The organism is Saccharothrix algeriensis (genome assembly GCF_016907655.1).
In the GTDB taxonomy this organism is placed as follows: domain Bacteria; phylum Actinomycetota; class Actinomycetes; order Mycobacteriales; family Pseudonocardiaceae; genus Actinosynnema; species Actinosynnema algeriense.
Window position 1 is genome coordinate 4776281 of the sequence record NZ_JAFBCL010000001.1, and the last position, 17834, is coordinate 4794114.

A 17834-nucleotide genomic window follows, 5' to 3' on the forward strand; every position below is an offset into this window, starting at 1 on the left:
GCGCGGGGCGCGCGCCCGTCACCGGGAGCGGTCGTGCCGGTCACCTAGCCCACCTCCGTGCGCACCACGGGACCGCGGTTGCCCGCGCTGTGGCACAGCTCCTGCCAGACCTGGCCCATCGGGGTCGCCGGCCGGGCCACCACGGCGCCCCAGCCGGCCGCGTTGAGCAGGCGGCGCGCCTCCTCCGGGTCGGGGGCGGGGTCCTCGGTGGTCGCCGCCCACGCCCGCACGTCCACCACCACGGCCAGGCTGCGCATCCCGCGCGGTCGGTTGCGCACCAGCGCGTCGACCGCGGCGGGCGTGCAGGCGCCGAGGATCGCGATGACCTCCTGGCCCGCACCGGGGTCCAGGCCGACCGCCGGCTCGCGGCGGTGCGAGGGCTGCAGCGCCGCCAGCGCGTCGAGCACCACGCCGTCGCCGTGCCCGCCGTCGCCCGAACCGCCCGCCAGCACCCGGCCGTCGTCGCCGACCAGCCGCACCTGGTGCCCGAACCGGTGCAGGTGCAGGCACACCGACGCCGCCAGCGACACCGCCCACTCCAGCGACGAGCCGGGCCCGGCGCCGCGGTGCGCGGTCTGCCGGTGGTCCAGCAGCACGGTCGTGCCGCCGCGCCACGGGCGCTCCTCGACGCGCACCATCAGCTCGTCGCGCCGGGCCGTCGACCGCCAGTGCACCTTCCGCAGGTCGTCGCCGTGCCGGTACGGCCGCACCACGGCGTCGTCCTCGCCCTGCCCGGCCCGCAGCCGGATCGAGCCGTCGTCGCCCGCGCCCATGCCCGAGCCGCCGGGCAGGCCCACGAGGCCCACCACGCGCGGCACCACCACGAGCCGGGAGCGGCCCGCCAGCTCGCGGTCGAACTCGGCCAGCCCGAACGGGTCGGTGACCCGCGCCAGCAGCGGACCCACCTGCTGGACGCCGCGCATCACCGGCTTGAGCGGGTAGCGCAGGGCGGTGACCGCGTTGCGCGGCAGCCGCTCCACCACGAACCGGGGCCGCGAGCCGAGCGCGTAGGGCACGGCGTCCTCCAGCAGCAGGCCGCCGGTGGGCAGCCGGCCGGTGGACCGCAGCTCCACCCGCACTTCGGCCGCCGAGCCCACCTGGACGCGGCCGGGGAACAGGAACCGAGCCGCGTGCAGGCCCACCCGCGCCCGCTGCGCCAGCCAGGCCGCCAGCAGCGGCAGCGCCACCACGAACGCCGCCACGCGCAGCAGGTCGCGCTCGTTGAGCACGACCGCGCACAGCCCGGCGGCGAACCCCGCGGCGAGGAGGCATCGGCCCCGGGTGGTCAGCCCGGACAGCGCCGCCCGCACGTCAGCGGTGGGGGTTGGCGTTGTGCAGGAACTGGCCGGTCGGGTCGAGCGCGGCCTGCGGCACGGGCACCCGCTGGAGCAGGTTGCGCACCAGGTCCGCGGACGACCGGCGGGCGGCCTGCGCCTCGGCGGTCAGCACCAGCCGGTGCGCCAGCACGGGCACGGCCACCGCGTGGATGTCGTCGGGCACCACGAAGTCGCGCCCGGCCAGCGCCGCCTGCGCCCGCGCCGACCGCACCAGCTGCAGGGTCGACCGCGGCGACGCGCCCAGCCGCAGCTCCGGCAGCCGCCGCGTGGCGCCCACCAGCTCGACCGCGTACCGGCGGATCTCCGGCGACAGGTGCACCCGCCGCACCGCGTGCACCAGCTTGAGCACCTGGTCGGCGTCGGACACCGGGCGCAGCTGGGACAGCGGGTCGTTGCCCGCGTGCTCGTCCACCATGGCCAGCTCGGCCTGCGGGTCGGGGTAGCCGATGGAGACGCGCGCGGTGAACCGGTCCCGCTGCGCCTCGGGCAGGGCGTAGGTGCCCTCCATCTCGATCGGGTTCTGGGTGGCGATCACCATGAACGGCGCGGCCAGCGGGTAGGTGTTCCCGTCGACCGTGACCTGGTGCTCCTCCATGCACTCCAGCAGCGCCGACTGCGTCTTGGGCGACGCGCGGTTGATCTCGTCGCCCACCACGATGTTCGCGAACACCGGGCCGGGGCGGAACTCGAAGTCGTTGTCCTGCCGGTTGTAGATCGACACACCGGTGATGTCGCTGGGCAGCAGGTCGGGGGTGAACTGGATGCGGCTGACCGGGCAGTCGATGGACCGGGCCAGCGCCTTGGCCAGCGAGGTCTTGCCGACGCCCGGCACGTCCTCCACCAGCAGGTGCCCCTCGGCCAGCAGCGTCACCAGGGCGATGCGCACCACGTCGGGCTTGCCGACGATGACCTTCTCCACGTTGGCCGCGATGCGCCCCACGACGGCGTGCAGCTCGGCGAGCACCTCGTCGGTCCGGCCGTGCGCGTGGGCCGCGTTGGCGGCGTGGTTGAGCCCACCGCCCCCGTAGGCGTGCTCGGGCGGCGCGGCTGGCTGGGTACTCGGAGTCACTCGACCTCCTGAAGAGGGACCCACCCGCGACCGGTTCGCGGAGGCGGTGAGCGTTTCACGCAGTGTGTCAAACCACGGCTAAGCGCCCTACACCGATCGGGAGGTTTCCCGGTGGCGGAACTCCCGGGGCCCGTCCGCGGGGGCCGGTCCACCCGGCCCTGCCACGATCCCCCACCTGTGCCGCCGGTGGGCCGGTTTTGTCCGTTTTCGTTGGTCCGTTCGAGTGGCTTTCGGGCCCGGATCGCTCACCCGCGGAGGTGGAGCCGGCGCGCGTCCCCCACCTCCCCGTACCTCGACGATCTTCGCTCTACCTGGGCAAACGTCCGGCGGGGCAGGGCGCGAGCGCCGGTTTCCGCGTTGACTGTGGTGAAAAGTGGGGTACTGTGGCGGCCGGTGGGGCAGACGGGGGCCCCACTGCCGGTTCCGCTCCGGCGGCGGGAGGTGGGTTGCCGTGTTCCTGGGCACGCACCACCCGAAGCTGGACGACAAGGGCCGGCTGACGCTGCCTGCGAAGTTCCGGGACGCGCTAGCGGGGGGTCTCATGGTCACCAAGGGCCAGGACCACTGCCTCTACGTGTTCCCCCGGGGCGAGTTCGAGCAGATGGCGCGCAAGGTCGCGGAGGCGCCGTTCACCAACGAAGCGGTCCGCGCCTACCAGCGCTACCTGTTCGCGGGAACCGACGAGCAGCGGCCGGACGGCCAGGGCCGGGTGTCCATCGCACCGGAGCTGCGCCGGTACGCGGGGTTGACCAAGGAGTGCGTGGTCATCGGCGCGATCAACCGGTTGGAGATCTGGGACGCGCAGGCGTGGCAGCGCTACCTGGAAGAGCACGAGGACAGCTACGCCGAGGCTCGCGAGGAGGTGCTTCCGGGCGTCTTCTGACAGGGGGCTTCGCAGATCGTTCGAGGTTTCGGGTGCCGTGAGGCCTCGGTCCGCTCGGCTTTCGGCCCTGGCGCACCTTCCCCGGCGCCAGGTCCGACGGGCGGGCGGGGACCTGACGACACCCGAATCGCTGTTCCGGCCGGGGGGTTGCTTGGGAGGGGACGTCGTGGAGCAGGCGCGGCACGTGCCGGTGATGCTCGACCGCGTCCTCGAACTGCTCGCCCCCGCGCTGGCCGACCGGGACGCGGTGTTCGTGGACTGCACGCTGGGCCTGGGCGGTCACTCGGAGGCGGTGCTGCGGGCGTTCCCGCGGGTGCGGCTGATCGGGCTGGACCGCGACCCGCAGGCCATCGAGCTGTCCCGGCGGCGGCTCGCGCCGTTCGAGGGCCGCGTGCGGTTCGTGCAGACCACCTACGACCGGATCGCGGACGCGGTCGACGGCCCGGTGGACGGCGTCCTGATGGACCTGGGCGTCTCCTCGCTGCAGCTGGACGCCCGGGAGCGCGGCTTCGCCTACTCCCGCGACTCGCCGCTGGACATGCGGATGAGCGCGGGCGCGGGCAGCACGGCCGCGGACGTGCTCAACGGCTACCCGGTGGACGACCTGGCCCGCGTCCTGCGCGACTACGGCGAGGAGCGGTTCGCCCGCAAGATCGCCGCGGCGGTGGCGCGGGAGCGCGACCGCGAGCCGTTCACCACCAGCGGGCGGCTCGTGGAGCTGCTCTACGACGTGGTGCCCGCCGCGACCAGGCGGACCGGCGGCCACCCGGCGAAGCGGACGTTCCAGGCGCTGCGGATCGAGGTCAACGGCGAGCTGGAGTCGCTGCGGCTGGCGCTGCCCGCCGCGCTGTCCGCGCTGGCGGTCGGCGGCCGGATCGTCGTGGAGTCCTACCAGTCCCTGGAGGACCGGTTGGTCAAGCGGGCGCTGGCCGACGGCGCCGCCTCGCGCACGCCGCAGGACCTGCCGGTGGAGCTGCCCGGCCACGGCCCCGAGCTGCGGCTCGTGACGCGGGGCGCCGAGGTGGCCGACGAGCGCGAGGTCGAGGACAACCCCAGGGCCGCGTCGGTGCGGCTGCGGGCGGCGGAACGCATCCGGGAGGCCACGTGAGCGCACCGGCACGGGCGAACGGCGCGCCGTCGTCCGCGGCGAAGCCCCGCGAGCGAGCGTTGAAGTCGGTGCCGCCGCGGGCCCGTTCGGCGGCGGCGGACCGGGCCTACGCGCGCCGGGCGCAGCGCACCCGCGCGTCGCGCGGCCCGGCGGTGACCCGGCGGCAGGCGGTCGCGCCGCGCGCGCCGTTCGTGGTCATGGTGATGGTCGTGCTCGGCGTGGGCATCGCCGCGATCATGTGGCTGTCGACGCAGGCGACCGCCGACTCCTACCGGCTCAAGGACGCGCAGGCCGAGCAGACGCGGCTGGCGCGGCAGGTGGAGCAGCTGCACCAGGAGGTGGCGCTGGCCGAGTCGCCGCTGGAGCTCGCGGAGGCGGCGGCCAGGCTCGGCATGGTGCCGGCGGGCGACCCGGCGCGGCTGCGGCAGCTGCCCGACGGGTCGGTGGAGCTGCACGGCAAGCCCACCGAGGCCAAGGCGCCGGAACCGCCGCCGACGCCCCAGACCCAGACGCAGACCCAGACCCCGCCGCCCGACGCGAACGCGCAGCAGCAGGCCGGCCAGAGCGGTCAGCAGGCCGGTCAGGAGGGCCGGCCGGCCGGGCAGAGCGGTCAGCAGGCGGGTGGGCAGCAGGCCGGCGGCACGCCGCCCGCGCAGGGCGAGCAGCCGCCCGGGCCGTGACCGGGCGTCCGGTGGTGGATCGTGGCGAAGCGGTGACTGGAGGTTGGTGATGGCAGGGCCCAGTCGGGGCAGGCCCCCGCGGCGGCCGTTGTCGGTGCGCGGCGCGGCGCCGGCCAAGCGGCGGCGCGGCGGCAACAGCCGGGTCCGCCTCGCGGTCGGGCGGGTGCTGCTGGTCGGCGCGCTGGTGCTGGCCGGGGCGAAGCTGGTGCAGGTGCAGGGCTTCCAGGCGGAGGCGCTGTCCGAGCAGGCGGAGAAGCAGCGGGCCACGTTCATCGACATCCCGGCCGCCCGCGGCTCCATCACCGACCGCAACGGCAAGCAGCTCGCGTTCAGCGTCGAGGCGCGCGCCCTGTACGCCGTGCCGCAGATGAGCCGCGAGAAGTGGGACGAGGCGAAGACGACCAAGCCCGGGATGGGCAGCTACGAGGACTGGGCCCGGGAGGTCGCCCGGTTCATCCAGGACACCCTGGGTCCGGGCTTCGGCGGGCAGAAGACCGACGAGCGGACCCTGTACGAGCTGCTGACCAAGGACACCACCTACGTCGAGCTGGTCGACAACGTCGACCCGGGCAAGGCCGCGACGATCACCGACAAGTACTCCGACATCGGCTCGGAGTACCGCGCGGTGCGCGTCTACCCCAACGGCGACCTCGCGTCGAACATCGTCGGCGCGGCCAACTGGCGCAAGGACCAGGACCCGCCCGCCACGCACGGGCTGCTGGGCCTGGAGAACTCCCAGGACAACCTGCTCGCCGGCCGCAACGGCCGCCGCGTCGTGGACACCATGCAGGGCAGCAACGTGGCGATCCCCGGCCCCGACCGGTCGCGGGAGCTGGCCGCCGCGACACCCGGCCGCAGCCTGGAGCTGACGCTGGACGTGGACACCCAGTTCGCGGTGCAGCGGCTGGTCACCGAGTACACCGCCAAGTCGGGCGCGAAGAACGGCTCGGCGGTGGTGATGGACGTCCGCAACGGCGACGTGCTGGCCATGGCCAACGACAAGACCTTCGACCCGGCCGACTTCGGCCGGGCCACCGAGGAGCAGACCCGCAACACGGCGGTCACGGCGGTGTTCGAGCCCGGCTCGGTGAACAAGGTCGTCACCGCGGCCACCGCCCTGGAGGACGGGATCTACCAGCCCGACAGCGTGCTGACGGTGGACGACGAGATCAAGGTCGCCGACCGGGTCATCCGGGACGCCTCGCCGCACCCGGTGCAGGACATGAGCTTCGCCGGGGTGTTCGCGATGTCCTCCAACGTCGGCACGCTGATGACGGCGCAGAAGATCGGCGAGGACCGCTACGCGGAGATGCTGCGCAAGTTCGGGCTCGGCAAGCGCACCGGCTCGGGCCTGCCCGGCGAGGAGGCGGGCACGGTGCCGCCGCGCAACCAGTGGTCCGGCTCGACGTTCGGCAACCTGCCCATCGGCCAGGGCCTGAGCATGACCCTGCTGCAGATGACCGGGATGTACCAGGCGATCGCGAACGACGGCGTCCGCGTCCAGCCCCGCGTCATCCGGGCCGAGGTGGACCAGGACGGCGTCCGCGAGGAGGCCCCGCGCGGCGAGGAGAGCCGCGTGGTGAGCCCGCAGACCGCCAAGTCGGTCCGCGACATGTTCCGCGCGGTGGTGCAGAAGGCGCCCGGCCAGACCGGCACGGGCGCGTCCGCGGCGCTGCCGGGCTACCAGGTCTCCGGCAAGACCGGCACCGCGCAGCAGGTCGACCGCAGCTGCGGCTGCTACAGCGTCACCACGCACTGGATCACGTTCGCCGGCATCTTCCCGGCCGACAACCCCCGGTACGTGGTGGGGATCATGCTCGACGCGCCGACCGGCGGCGGCCGGTACAGCGAGTCCGCCGCGCCGCTGTTCCACGACATCGCCTCCTACCTGGCGCAGCGCTACCAGGTCCCCATGTCGGCCGAGCAGAGCCCGATCGTGCCGCTGATCCTCTGACCGCGGGGTCGGCGGACGCCACCGGCGGTGGGCGCGCGGAGCGCCCCCGCCGCCGCGGCGTGCGCCGATCCCCCGCGCCGCCGGGGGAATCGGGCGACCGGAGCAGGCTCCGCGGCGCGTTCGGGCGTCGCGAGTGGACGTGGTGGGTGGGCACTCTGCGTGCGCCGGTAGCCTTCCGCGCGTGCCTGCCAAGCTTGAGGGCAAGGTCGCGACCGCCCCGCCTCGCCCTTCCCGCGTCCAGCCCGTCGCCGTGTCCGAGCTCGCCTCCACCGTCGACGCGCACCTCACCGCGCCCGACCGCGCCCACGTGCTCGTCAGCGGGGTGACGCTGCGGGCCCAGCACGTCCGGTCCGGCGACCTGTTCGCCGCGCTGCCGGGCGCGCGGGCGCACGGCGCGGACTTCGCCGAGCAGGCCGTCGCGCAGGGCGCGGTGGCCGTGCTGACCGACGAGGCGGGCGCGGCCCGGGTCCGCGACGCCCGCCGGGACGTCCCGGTGCTCGTGCACCCCGAGCCCCGCGAGGTGCTGGGGGTGCTGGCCGCCCGCGTGTACGGCAACCCGTCGGCGCGGCTCGCGGTCTTCGGCATCACCGGGACCTCCGGCAAGACCACCACCAGCTACCTCGTCGAGGCCGTGCTCAAGGCCGCCGGCCGGGAGACCGGGCTGATCGGGACCGTCGAGACCCGCATCGCGGGCGAGCGGCTCGACAGCGCCCTCACCACGCCCGAGGCGCCCGACCTGCACGCCCTGCTGGCGGTGATGGAGGAGCGCGGCGTCACGGACGTGACCATGGAGGTCTCCAGCCACGCCCTGCGCCTGGGCCGGGTCGGCGGCGTCGGGTTCGCGGTGGGCGCGTTCACCAACCTCTCGCAGGACCACCTGGACTTCCACCCGGACATGGAGGACTACTTCCGGACCAAGGCGCTGCTGTTCGACGGGCGGGCCGCGACGGAGGTCGTCTGCGTGGACGGCGAGTGGGGCAGGCGGCTGGTCACGCCCGACACGATCACCGTGGCGACGGCGGCCGGCGACGCCACCTGGACCGCGACCGACGTGCGGGTCTCGACCACCGGCGAGCAGGCGTTCACCGCCCGCGGCCCCGGCCTGGAGATCCCGGTGGACCTGCGGCTGCCCGGCGCGTTCAACGTCGCCAACGCCCTGCTCGCCATCGCCTGCCTGCACGCGCGCGGCATCGGCGCCGACGCGATCCGGCGCGGCCTCGCGCAGGTGCGGGTGCCCGGCCGGATGCAGCGGGTCGACGAGGGCCAGGACTTCGCGGCCGTCGTGGACTACTCGCACAAGCCGCAGGCGGTCGCCCTGGCGCTGGACGCGGTCCGCGCCCGCTCCACCGGCCGCATCATCACCGTGCTGGGCTGCGGCGGCGACCGGGACACCGCCAAGCGCCCGCTCATGGGGCAGGAGGCGGCCCGGCGCAGCGACGTCCTCATCGTCACCGACGACAACCCGCGCACCGAGGACCCCGCCGCCATCCGCGCCGCGATGCTGGGCGGCGCCCTGGAGCTGCCGGAGGCCGAGCGGGGCGAGGTGCTGGAGATCGGCGACCGCGGCCGGGCGATCCGGCACGCGGTGTCGCTGGCCCGCGCCGGGGACGTGGTCGTGGTCGCGGGCAAGGGCCACGAGACCGGGCAGGAGGTGGCCGGGGTCGTGCACCCGTTCTCCGACGTGGAGACCCTGTCCGCGGCCATCGGGGAGGCGCGCCGGTGATCCCCCTCACGCTCGCCGAGATCGCCGAGGTCGTCGGCGGCACCCTGCACGGCACGGACGGCTCGCCGGTCGTCACCGGCTCCGTCGAGTTCGACACGCGCCGGCTCGGCGAGGGCGGCCTGTTCCTCGCGCTGCCCGGTGAGCGGGTCGACGGCCACGACTTCGCCGCCCGGGCGGTCGCGGCGGGCGCGGCCGGCGTCCTGGCCGGGCGCCCGGTGGACGCCCCGGCCGTGATCGCGCCGCCGGTCGACGCCGGGCCCGGCAGGGCCTACGTGCTCTCCGGCGACCGGGACGGCGCGGGCGCGGCGGTGCTCGCGGCGCTGGCCAAGCTCGCCCGGCACGTCGTCGACCGGCTCGCGGACCTGACCGTCGTCGGGGTCACCGGGTCCTCCGGCAAGACCTCCACCAAGGACCTGATCGCCGCGGTGCTCGCGCCGCTGGGCCCGACCATCGCGCCGCCCGGGTCGTTCAACAACGAGCTGGGCCACCCGTGGACGGTCCTGCGCGCCGACGCCGACACCCGGTTCCTGGTGCTGGAGCTGTCCGCCCGCGGGCCCGGCCACATCGCCGGGCTGTGCCGGGTCGCCCCGCCCCGGGTCGGCGCGGTGCTCAACGTCGGCAGCGCCCACCTGGGCGAGTTCGGCTCCCGCGAGGGCATCGCGCAGGCCAAGGGCGAGCTGGTGGAGGCCCTGCCGGCCGACGGCGTGGCGGTCCTCAACGCCGACGACCCGCTGGTGGCCGGCATGGCGCCGCGGACGCGGGCCGAGGTCGTGCTGGTCGGCGAGCACCCGGCCGCGCAGGTCCGGGCCGTCGACGTGGCGCTGGACGCGCAGGCCCGCGCCGGGTTCCGGCTGGTCGCGCCGCAGGGCGAGGCGGACGTGCGGCTGGCCGTGCACGGGTCGCACCAGGTCGGCAACGCCCTGACCGCCGCCGCGATCGCCCTGGCGCTGGGCGCCACGCCGCAGCAGGTGGCCGACGCGCTGGGCAGGTCCGAGCGGGTCTCGGCGCACCGCATGGCGGTCACCGAACGCCCCGACGGCGTGACCGTCGTCAACGACGCCTACAACGCGAACCCGGAGTCCGTGCGCGCCGCGCTCAAGTCGCTGGCCACGATCTCCCGCGCCACCACGCCCGCCCGGCGCAGCTGGGCCGTGCTGGGCCCGATGGCGGAGCTGGGCGCGGACCACGTCCGCGCGCACGACGAGATCGGCCGGCTCGCGGTCCGCCTGGACATCAACAAGCTGGTGGTGGTCGGTCCGGAAGCCCGCCCGATGCACCAGGGCGCGCACCTGGAAGGATCATGGGGCGAAGAAGCGGTACTGGTGCCCGATGCCGCGGCGGCCGTGGAGCTGCTGCGCGACCAGGTTCGGCCGGGTGACGTCGTGCTGGTGAAGGCATCCAACTCATACGGCCTGTGGCGGGTTGCCGAGGCTCTCCTGGAGGCGGTCAGCAAGTGAAGAGCATCCTCATCGCGGCGGCCATCGCGCTGATCGCGTCGATCATGCTGACGCCGTACCTGATCAAGATATTCTCGCGGCAGGGCTTCGGCCAGGAGATCCGCGAAGAGGGGCCGCAGAGCCACAAGACCAAGCGCGGCACGCCCACCATGGGCGGCGTCGCGATCCTGGTCGCGATGTGGGCGGGCTACCTCGGCGCGCACCTGGTGAACTCCATGTCGGCGTCCGCGGCGGACCAGACGCCCAGCGCGTCCGGCCTGCTGGTGCTGATGCTGACCACGTCGCTGGGCGTCGTCGGCTTCCTGGACGACTTCATCAAGATCCGCAAGCAGCGCAACCTGGGCCTGAACAAGACCGCGAAGCTGGTCGGCCAGTTCGTCGCCACGATCATCTTCGCCATCCTGGTGATGCAGTTCCCGAACCGGGACGGCCTGACGCCCGCGTCGGTCAACCTCTCGTTCGTCCGCGACATCGCCGTGGTGTCGTTCGGCGTGGTCGGGTTCGTGGTGTTCTGCTACGCGGCGATCAGCGCGTGGTCCAACGCGGTGAACCTCACCGACGGCGCGGACGGCCTGGCGGGCGGCACGTCGGCGATGGTGCTGGGCACCTACGTGGTGATCACCTTCTGGCAGTTCCGCTACAACTGCTCGAACCTGCTGGTGGCCGGCTGCTACGAGGTGCGCGACCCGCTGGACCTGGCGCTGGTGGCCGCCGCCGCGATGGCGGGCTGCATCGGCTTCCTGTGGTGGAACGCCGCGCCGGCCAAGATCTTCATGGGCGACACGGGCTCGCTGGCGCTGGGCGGCCTGGTGGCGGGCCTGTCGATCGCGACCCGCACCGAGCTGCTGATGGTCGTCATCGGCGGCCTGTTCGTGGTCGAGGCGCTGTCGGTGGTGCTGCAGGTGGCGGTGTTCCGCACATCCCGGCGAAGGCTGTTCCGGATGGCGCCGTTCCACCACCACTTCGAGCTGGCCGGCTGGGCGGAGACCACGGTCATCATCCGGTTCTGGCTGCTGGCGGGCATCTGCTGCATGTTGGGCCTGGGCCTGTTCTACAGCGAGTGGCTGACGGCGGCGGGGAGCTGACCCATGGGACTGCTGGCCGGTCGCAACGTCCTGGTCGCCGGAGCGGGGGTCACCGGCCGGTCCGCCGCCGAGGCGCTGCTCGCGGCGGGCGCGGCGGTGACCGTCACCGACGGCAGCGCCGACCGGCTGGCGGCCCTGGAGCCGCTGCTGCCCGGCGTCGCCCTGGTGCCGGGCCTGGCCGCGCCGCCGCCGGAGGTGGAGCTGGTGGTCACCAGCCCCGGCTGGCGGCCGGACAGCCCGCTGCTGAGCGCTGCCGCCGCCGCGGGCGTCGAGGTGGTCGGCGAGGTCGAGCTGGCCTGGCGGATGGGCCTGGAGCTGGCCGACCCGCCCGCGTGGCTGGCCGTGACCGGCACCAACGGCAAGACCACGACCGTCGGGATGCTGGAGTCGATCCTGCGGGCGGCCGGCATCGACGCGGTGGCGTGCGGGAACGTCGGCCTGCCGGTGGTGGACGCCCTGCTGGCCGGGCGCCGGGTGCTGGCGGTGGAGCTGTCGAGCTTCCAGCTGCACTGGTCGCCCTCGGTGCGGCCGGCGGCGGGGGTGCTGCTGAACCTGGCGGAGGACCACCTGGACTGGCACGGCTCGTTCGAGGGGTACGCCGCCGCGAAGGCCGGCGTGCTGACGGGCGAGGTGGCCGTCGCGGGGGTGGACGACCCGTACGTGGCGGACCTGCTGCACCGCTCGCCGGCCGCCGTGCACGTCGGGTTCACCGCGGGCGCCCCCGAGGAGGGGCAGCTGGGCGTGCTGGACGGCCACCTGGTGGACCGGGCGTTCGGCCCGGACACCGTGCTGGCCCCCGTGGCCGACGTGCGCCCCGGCGGGCCGCCCGGCATCGCCGACGCCCTGGCCGCCGCCGCCCTGGCCCGCGCGCACGGCGTGTCGGCGGAGGCGGTGCGCCGGGGCCTGCGCGACTTCCGCCCTGGGGCGCACCGGGCGGAGTTCGTCACCGAGTCCGGCGGCGTGTCCTACGTCGACGACTCGAAGGCGACCAACCCGCACGCGGCCGAGGCGTCGCTGCGGTCGCACGAGAGCGTGGTGTGGGTGGCCGGCGGGCTGCTGAAGGGCGCGTCGGTCGACGACCTGGTGCGGACCGAGGCCCACCGGCTGCGCGGCGCCGTGCTGATCGGCGCGGACCGCGGGGTGATCGCCGCGGCCCTGTCCCGCCACGCGCCGTCCGTGCCCGTGGCCGTGCTGGACGACGCGACCATGGAGGACGCGGTGCGCGCCGCCCGGTCCATGGCGCGGCCGGGGGACGCCGTGGTGCTCGCCCCGGCGGCGGCGTCGATGGACATGTTCAACGACTACGCGCACCGGGGGCGGGCCTTCGCCGACGCCGTGCTGGCCGTGGTGGGGACCGGTCACCGCCGTTCGTAGGGGACGGTGTCATAGATGCTGTCGGGATCGTTGAGGAATCCCTGCGCGCGGTCGACCACCGGGCACGGCCAGGTTTCGCGGCCGAGCCGCCCGTCGACCCAAGTGGGCGGACATCCGAGGCACAGGCCGTGGTGGTCGGCCCGGTGGTCGCAGACGGTCGCCCGGAGCGCTGCGATCAGGCGGGGGACCTCGGTGCGCGCGACGGTCAGGACCGTGTCGTCCTCGACCTCGTATTCGCTGGTCAATCGCTCGACGGCGTCGAGGTACCCGAGCATGTCCTGACGGAGCAGGTGGTGGGCGCGAGCCAGAGCGGCGGTGATGGCTGTCATGGCGTCAACATCCACCTGAGCGCCCTTTCCTGCAATGAGGCATTTGGCCGTGTTGCAGAACTTCACCCGTTCGGTGGTCACTTGTGCCGCTAATGTCGCAGTCATGCCACAGAGCCGAGGTCCGGGAGTCCGTCGGCGCGTCCTGGCCGGCGCGCTGGTCCGGCTGCGAGAGGAGGCGGGCCTGACGTTCGATGACGTGGTCCGCGAGCTGGGCTTCTCCAAGTCGAAGATCAGCCGCATCGAATCGGCGGTCACCGGGGTGTCCATCGCGGACACCAAAGCGCTGGCCGAGACCTATCGAGCCGGACCCGAGAAGGCGCAGTGGCTCCTGCGCCTGGCGAAGGTGGCCAAGAAGCGCGGCTGGTGGCACGTCTACGGCGACGTGGTGTTCGACTGGTTCTCGGAGTACGTGGCCCTGGAGTCGGAGGCGGTCGCGATCGACACCTTCGAGATCGACCTCGTCCCGGGCTTGTTCCAGACCCCCGAGTACGCCCGGTGGGTCATGCGGACACGGACGCCCGACGCGGCGGACGAGGTCATCCACAAGCGCGTCGAGCTGCGGCAGGCTCGGCAACAACGGGTCGAGGACGGATCGCTCTCGGTCTGGGCCATCCTCGACGAGGCCGCCCTGCGCCGGGCGGTCGGCGGCGGCAGCCACGCGGCCCAACTGCGTCACCTGCTGGAGATCGACACGCTGCCGAACGTGACCTTGCAGGTGCTGCCCTTCGGCAAGGGGGCGCACATGGCGATGGGCACCGCGTTCACGCTGCTGAAGTTCACCGACTTCCCGAGCGTCGTCTACATCGACAACCTGACCGGCGGGCTCTACTTGGACGACGACACCGAAACCGAGCGGTATAGCGTGGTGATGAATCACCTGCGCGCTGCGGCCTGGGACCCGGAGGAGTCCGCCGCGTTCATCGAGCGGGTGATCGCGGACCTCTGAGGAGCGCATCATGTGGTCGACGTGGCGCAAGAGCGGGCGCAGCAACGGCACGGGGAACTGCGTCGAGGTGGCGCGATCGGCCACCGCCGTCCGGGTGCGGGACAGCAAGAACTCCGGTGGGCCGGTGCTGGGGTTCTCCGATCGCGCCATGGCGGCGTTCCTGGCCCGGCTCAGGGGTTAGCCAGCACCTGCTCGATGACGTGGCGGGAGTTGGCGGCCAGGGCCGGGTTGGTGTCCCGGTAGTACGGCAGCTGGATCAGCGCGATGGACAGGGCCAGGCCCCGGCCGCGCCGCCAGGTCGCCTCGTCGTCGCCCAGCGCGGCGCGGAAGTCCGCGCGCTCGGGCGGCGTCAGCAGGTTCCACGCCACCGGCAGGTCCGCGGCCGGGTCACCGACGCCGGCGGTCGAGAAGTCGATGACGGCGCCGAGCTTCCCGTCGCGCAGCAGGACGTTCCCGGGGGACAGGTCGGCGTGGGTCCACACCGCCGCCCCGCGCCACCGCGGGGCGGACAGGGCCGCCTCCCAGGCGGCGGTCACCGCCGGCGCGTCGATCCGGTCGCCCAGCGCCCCGATCGCCTCGCGGGTCGCCTCGTCCCTGGCCGCCAGGGGCCGGCCGCGGCTCGCGGCCGGGGCGCCGGAGGGGTCGACGCGGCGCAGCGCGGCCACGAAACCCGCCAGGTCCCGGCCCAGGCCGGGCGGGGCGGTGGTCGGGTTCGCGCCGTCGAGCCAGCGGTGCACCGCCCACGGCCACGGGTAGCCGGCGGCGGGCCGGCCCAGGCCCAGGGGTTCGGGGACGGGGACGGGCAGGTGCGGCGCGAGGACGGGCAGCCAGGCGCGCTCGTGCTCGATGCCGGGGGCGGCCCACCCCACGCGCGGCAGCCGGACCACCCGGTCCTCGCCGAGGCGGAACAGGGCGTTGTCGGTGCCCGTGGAGGACACGCGGCGCAGCGGCAGGTCGGCCCAGGCCGGGAAGCACTCGCCCAGCAGGCGGCGGACCAGCGGCGCGTCGATGACGGGTTCTCCGGGGTGCATCCCACCGGAGCGCGTCCCACCGGGATGCGGTTGCTCGGGATGCGGTTGCTCGGGGTGCGGTTCTCGGGGGTGCACGGGGTGATCCGATCGTGCCCGGCGCGCAACCGCCAGCGGGTTTCGGGCGTCCACCGGTCGGGGCACAGAAGTGATCGGGGTCGCGTCTGGGCGACACGCGGCGGATTTTCGCCTTCCACCGCACGGAGCGGGAGACGATGAGCGCATGACAGCGGCGGACAGAGCGATCGCGGAACGGCCGCCCAAGGCCGCCCGCACCCGGCGCGGCGGCGGCCGGGCGGTCGTCGTCCGCAGCGCCCTCACCGCGTGGCTGGGCCGGCCACTGGCCGACTTCCACCTGCTGCTGGCGGTCTTCGGGATGCTGACCGCCATCGGCCTGATCATGGTGCTCTCGGCGTCCGCGCCCGGCGAGGTCGCCGTCGGCGCGTCGGCCTACAGCGTGTTCCAGAAGCAGTTGCTGTACGTGGGCGTGGGCGCGGTGCTGTTCCTGATCGTGCTGCGCATACCGCTGCGCGCGATCCGGCACGCCAGCACGATGGCGATGCTGGTGTGCGTCATCATGCTCGTGCTCGTCCTGACCCCGCTGGGGACGACGCACTACGGCGCGCAGTCCTGGTTCATGGTCGGCTCGGCGTCGTTCCAGCCGATCGAGGCGGCGAAGCTCGCGCTGGCCCTGTGGGGCGCGCACGTGCTGGTCACCAAGCGGGCGCTGCTCAACCAGTACCGGCACCTGCTGGTGCCGGTCGTGCCGGTGGCGCTCGTGGTGTTCGCGCTGGTCATGCTCCAGCCCGACCTGGGCGGCACGATCACGCTCGGCGTCGTGCTGATCAGCCTGCTGTGGTTCGTGGGCGCGCCGCTGCGGCTGTTCGGCGCGGTCGCGGTCGGGGCGGTGGCCGGCGCGGTCGTGCTGGCGATCGGCGCGCCGTACCGGCTGCTGCGGGTGGCGACCTTCCTGGACCCGGACAAGGACCCGCTGGGCGCGGGGCTGCAACCGCGGCAGGCGCTGCTCGCGCTGGCCGAGGGCGGGTTCTTCGGCAAGGGGCTCACCAACGGCAGCTCCAAGTGGCGCTACCTGCCCAACGTGCACAGCGACTTCATCTTCGCCGTCATCGGCGAGGAGCTGGGCTTCATCGGGTGCCTGCTGGTGCTCGGGCTGTTCGCGCTGCTGGCGGTGGTGGGGCTGCGGATCGCCGCGCGCAACACCGACCCGTGGATCCGGATGGTGGCCTCGACGCTGACCGTGTGGCTGGTCGCGCAGGCCGCCATCAACATCGGCTACGTCGTGACGCTGCTGCCGGTCACCGGCATCACGCTGCCGATGATCTCCTCCGGCGGCACGTCGATCGTCACCACGATGGTCGTCTTCGGCATCCTGGCCAACTGCGCCCGGCACGAGCCGGAGGCCGTCTCCGCGCTGCGCTCGCTCGGCCCCGGCCGGGTCGGAGGGGTGCTGCGGCTGCCGCCGCCCGAGGCGTACAAGCCGCCGCCCCGGCGCAAACCCGTGCGGCCCTCGACGCCGCCGCGCAGCCGCAAGGCCGCGCCGCCCCCCGTGGACGAGCGGAGGATGGCCGGCCGGCACGCTCCGCCGTCGGAGTACCGTCGGCGCGATTCCCGCAAGGCGACCCAGGACCGGTCCCGGCGTCGCGACGGGCGCTAGCCCCTGCCGGGACCGGCCGGCGGTCGACCGCCGTCGCAGTACCGAACGCAGTACCGAACAAGGAGGAAGTGCGTGACCGGGGTTCCCCAGCAGGCCGGACCGTGCGTGGTGGTCGCCGGAGGCGGCACCGCCGGGCACATCGAGCCCGCCCTGGCCCTGGCCGACGCCGTCATGCGGCTGCGGCCCGACGCGCGCGTGGTCGCGCTCGGCACCGAGCGCGGGCTGGAGGGCAAGCTCGTGCCCGCGCGCGGCTACCCGCTGGAACTCGTCCCGCCGGTGCCGATGCCCCGCAAGCCGTCGCCGGACCTGCTCAAGCTCCCGCTGCGGGTCCGCGAGGCGGTCCGGCGCACCCGCGAGGTGCTCGAACGGGTCCGCGCGGACGTGGTGGTCGGCTTCGGCGGCTACGTGGCGCTGCCCGCCTACCTGGCGGCGCGCGGCCGGCTGCCGATCGTCGTGCACGAGGCCAACGCCAAGGCCGGCCTGGCGAACAAGGTCGGCGCGAAGTTCGCCGAGCGGGTCGCCGCCGCCGTGCCCGACTCGGGCCTGGGCGACGCCGAGGTGATCGGCATCCCGCTGCGCCACTCGATCACGACCCTGGACCGCGCGGCGCTGCGCGCCCAGGCCCGCGCGTACTTCGGGCTGCACCCGGACGCGCCGACGCTGCTGGTGTTCGGCGGCTCGCAGGGCGCGCGGACGATCAACAACGCGGTGTCCGGCGCGGCGTCGGCGTTCGCGCGGGCGGGCGTCGGCGTGCTGCACGCGCACGGGCCCAAGCACACCGTCGCGGTGCAGGCGGTGCCGGGCGCGCCGGCCTACGTGCCGGTGCCCTACCTGGAGCGGATGGACCTGGCCTACGCGGCGGCCGACGCGGTGCTGTGCCGGTCCGGCGCGATGACCGTCGCCGAGGTGTCGGCGGTGGGCCTGCCGGCGGTGTTCGTGCCGCTGCCGCACGGCAACGGCGAGCAGGCGCTCAACGCGGGCCCGGTGGTCACCGCGGGCGGCGGCCTGCTGGTGCCCGACGAGCAGCTGACGCCGCAGTGGGTCGCGCAGAACGCGGTGCCGCTGGTCGCCGACCGGGCGCGGCTGGCCGCGATGACCGCCGCGACGCTGAGCACCGGTCACCGCGAGGCCGACGAGGTGCTGGCCCGCATCGTCCTGGAAGTGATCCGGAAGTGAACTTGCTCGA

At 74.4% G+C, this 17834-nt stretch carries 16 protein-coding genes; 12 read left to right on the top strand and 4 right to left on the bottom strand.

All coding sequences use genetic code 11. The features are described 5' to 3' along the window. Positions 1 to 44 precede the first annotated feature (44 nt). Positions 45 to 1310 carry a DUF58 domain-containing protein gene (locus tag JOE68_RS21900; RefSeq protein ID WP_204844160.1) on the bottom strand — a complete coding sequence of 422 codons (1266 nt, stop codon included), beginning with the start codon at positions 1308 to 1310 and terminating at the stop codon, positions 45 to 47. Position 1311: 1 nt separating this feature from the next. Further along, positions 1312 to 2406, bottom strand: a complete 1095-nt coding sequence (locus JOE68_RS21905; RefSeq protein WP_204844161.1) for an AAA family ATPase — start codon at positions 2404 to 2406, stop codon at positions 1312 to 1314. A gap of 451 nt (positions 2407 to 2857) precedes the next feature. Here JOE68_RS21905 and mraZ point away from each other — a divergent pair, with 451 nt between their 5' ends. The 8 genes from mraZ to murD all read left to right on the top strand — a co-directional run bounded on the left by mraZ (position 2858) and on the right by murD (position 12670). Continuing rightward, a complete protein-coding gene (mraZ, locus tag JOE68_RS21910) occupies positions 2858 to 3289 on the top strand; it encodes a division/cell wall cluster transcriptional repressor MraZ (RefSeq protein WP_204844162.1) in 432 nt (143 codons plus the stop codon). Positions 3290 to 3440: 151 nt separating this feature from the next. Next, on the top strand, positions 3441 to 4397 hold the full coding sequence (gene rsmH, locus JOE68_RS21915) for a 16S rRNA (cytosine(1402)-N(4))-methyltransferase RsmH (RefSeq protein ID WP_275584736.1): 957 nt from the start codon (positions 3441 to 3443) through the stop codon (positions 4395 to 4397). After that, complete coding sequence (ftsL, locus tag JOE68_RS21920) at positions 4394 to 5077, top strand: cell division protein FtsL (protein ID WP_204844163.1); 684 nt, start codon at positions 4394 to 4396, stop codon at positions 5075 to 5077. Before rsmH ends, ftsL begins: the two co-directional genes overlap by 4 nt. A 49-nt stretch (positions 5078 to 5126) precedes the next feature. Further along, the gene (locus tag JOE68_RS21925; RefSeq protein WP_204844164.1) at positions 5127 to 7031 is read left to right on the top strand and encodes a peptidoglycan D,D-transpeptidase FtsI family protein; all 1905 of its coding nucleotides are present in this window, start codon (positions 5127 to 5129) and stop codon (positions 7029 to 7031) included. A 181-nt stretch (positions 7032 to 7212) separates the two neighbouring features. Next, positions 7213 to 8754, top strand: coding sequence for a UDP-N-acetylmuramoyl-L-alanyl-D-glutamate--2,6-diaminopimelate ligase (locus JOE68_RS21930; protein WP_307819805.1), 1542 nt, complete (start codon positions 7213 to 7215; stop codon positions 8752 to 8754). After that, positions 8751 to 10211 carry a UDP-N-acetylmuramoyl-tripeptide--D-alanyl-D-alanine ligase gene (locus tag JOE68_RS21935; RefSeq protein ID WP_204844166.1) on the top strand — a complete coding sequence of 487 codons (1461 nt, stop codon included), beginning with the start codon at positions 8751 to 8753 and terminating at the stop codon, positions 10209 to 10211. The genes JOE68_RS21930 and JOE68_RS21935 overlap by 4 nt, the downstream gene beginning before the upstream one ends. Next, a complete protein-coding gene (gene mraY, locus JOE68_RS21940; protein ID WP_204844167.1) occupies positions 10208 to 11296 on the top strand; it encodes a phospho-N-acetylmuramoyl-pentapeptide-transferase in 1089 nt (362 codons plus the stop codon). The genes JOE68_RS21935 and mraY overlap by 4 nt, the downstream gene beginning before the upstream one ends. 3 nt (positions 11297 to 11299) lie before the next feature. After that, on the top strand, positions 11300 to 12670 hold the full coding sequence (gene murD / locus JOE68_RS21945) for a UDP-N-acetylmuramoyl-L-alanine--D-glutamate ligase (protein WP_204844168.1): 1371 nt from the start codon (positions 11300 to 11302) through the stop codon (positions 12668 to 12670). Here the strand turns inward: murD and JOE68_RS21950 are convergent. Then, positions 12655 to 13080 (bottom strand): hypothetical protein, encoded by a 426-nt coding sequence (locus tag JOE68_RS21950; protein ID WP_204844169.1) that lies wholly within the window; start codon positions 13078 to 13080, stop codon positions 12655 to 12657. The two genes, murD and JOE68_RS21950, sit on opposite strands and share 16 nt — an antisense overlap. Positions 13081 to 13102: 22 nt before the next feature. On the opposite strand from JOE68_RS21950, the gene JOE68_RS21955 reads away from it, so the two are divergent. Continuing rightward, positions 13103 to 13945 carry a helix-turn-helix domain-containing protein gene (locus JOE68_RS21955; RefSeq protein WP_204844170.1) on the top strand — a complete coding sequence of 281 codons (843 nt, stop codon included), beginning with the start codon at positions 13103 to 13105 and terminating at the stop codon, positions 13943 to 13945. Between the two features lie 10 nt (positions 13946 to 13955). Then, complete coding sequence (locus JOE68_RS21960) at positions 13956 to 14126, top strand: DUF397 domain-containing protein (protein WP_204844171.1); 171 nt, start codon at positions 13956 to 13958, stop codon at positions 14124 to 14126. Here JOE68_RS21960 and JOE68_RS21965 read toward each other — a convergent pair. Next, complete coding sequence (locus JOE68_RS21965) at positions 14116 to 14976, bottom strand: aminoglycoside phosphotransferase family protein (protein ID WP_204844172.1); 861 nt, start codon at positions 14974 to 14976, stop codon at positions 14116 to 14118. The two genes, JOE68_RS21960 and JOE68_RS21965, sit on opposite strands and share 11 nt — an antisense overlap. A gap of 220 nt (positions 14977 to 15196) precedes the next feature. On the opposite strand from JOE68_RS21965, the gene ftsW reads away from it, so the two are divergent. Continuing rightward, a complete protein-coding gene (gene ftsW / locus JOE68_RS21970; RefSeq protein ID WP_204844173.1) occupies positions 15197 to 16648 on the top strand; it encodes a putative lipid II flippase FtsW in 1452 nt (483 codons plus the stop codon). A 72-nt stretch (positions 16649 to 16720) separates the two neighbouring features. Further along, positions 16721 to 17824 (top strand): undecaprenyldiphospho-muramoylpentapeptide beta-N-acetylglucosaminyltransferase, encoded by a 1104-nt coding sequence (gene murG, locus JOE68_RS21975; protein ID WP_307819806.1) that lies wholly within the window; start codon positions 16721 to 16723, stop codon positions 17822 to 17824. Positions 17825 to 17834 lie beyond the last annotated feature (10 nt).

Coding starts and splice junctions, on each gene's coding strand:
- JOE68_RS21955 (WP_204844170.1), top strand. CDS start 13,103: ATGCCACAGAGCCGAGGTCCGGGAGTCCGTCGGCGCGTCCTGGCCGGC.
- JOE68_RS21960 (WP_204844171.1), top strand. CDS start 13,956: ATGTGGTCGACGTGGCGCAAGAGCGGGCGCAGCAACGGCACGGGGAAC.
- JOE68_RS21925 (WP_204844164.1), top strand. CDS start 5,127: ATGGCAGGGCCCAGTCGGGGCAGGCCCCCGCGGCGGCCGTTGTCGGTG.
- murD (WP_204844168.1), top strand. CDS start 11,300: ATGGGACTGCTGGCCGGTCGCAACGTCCTGGTCGCCGGAGCGGGGGTC.
- JOE68_RS21965 (WP_204844172.1), bottom strand. CDS start 14,976: ATGCACCCCGGAGAACCCGTCATCGACGCGCCGCTGGTCCGCCGCCTG.
- ftsW (WP_204844173.1), top strand. CDS start 15,197: ATGACAGCGGCGGACAGAGCGATCGCGGAACGGCCGCCCAAGGCCGCC.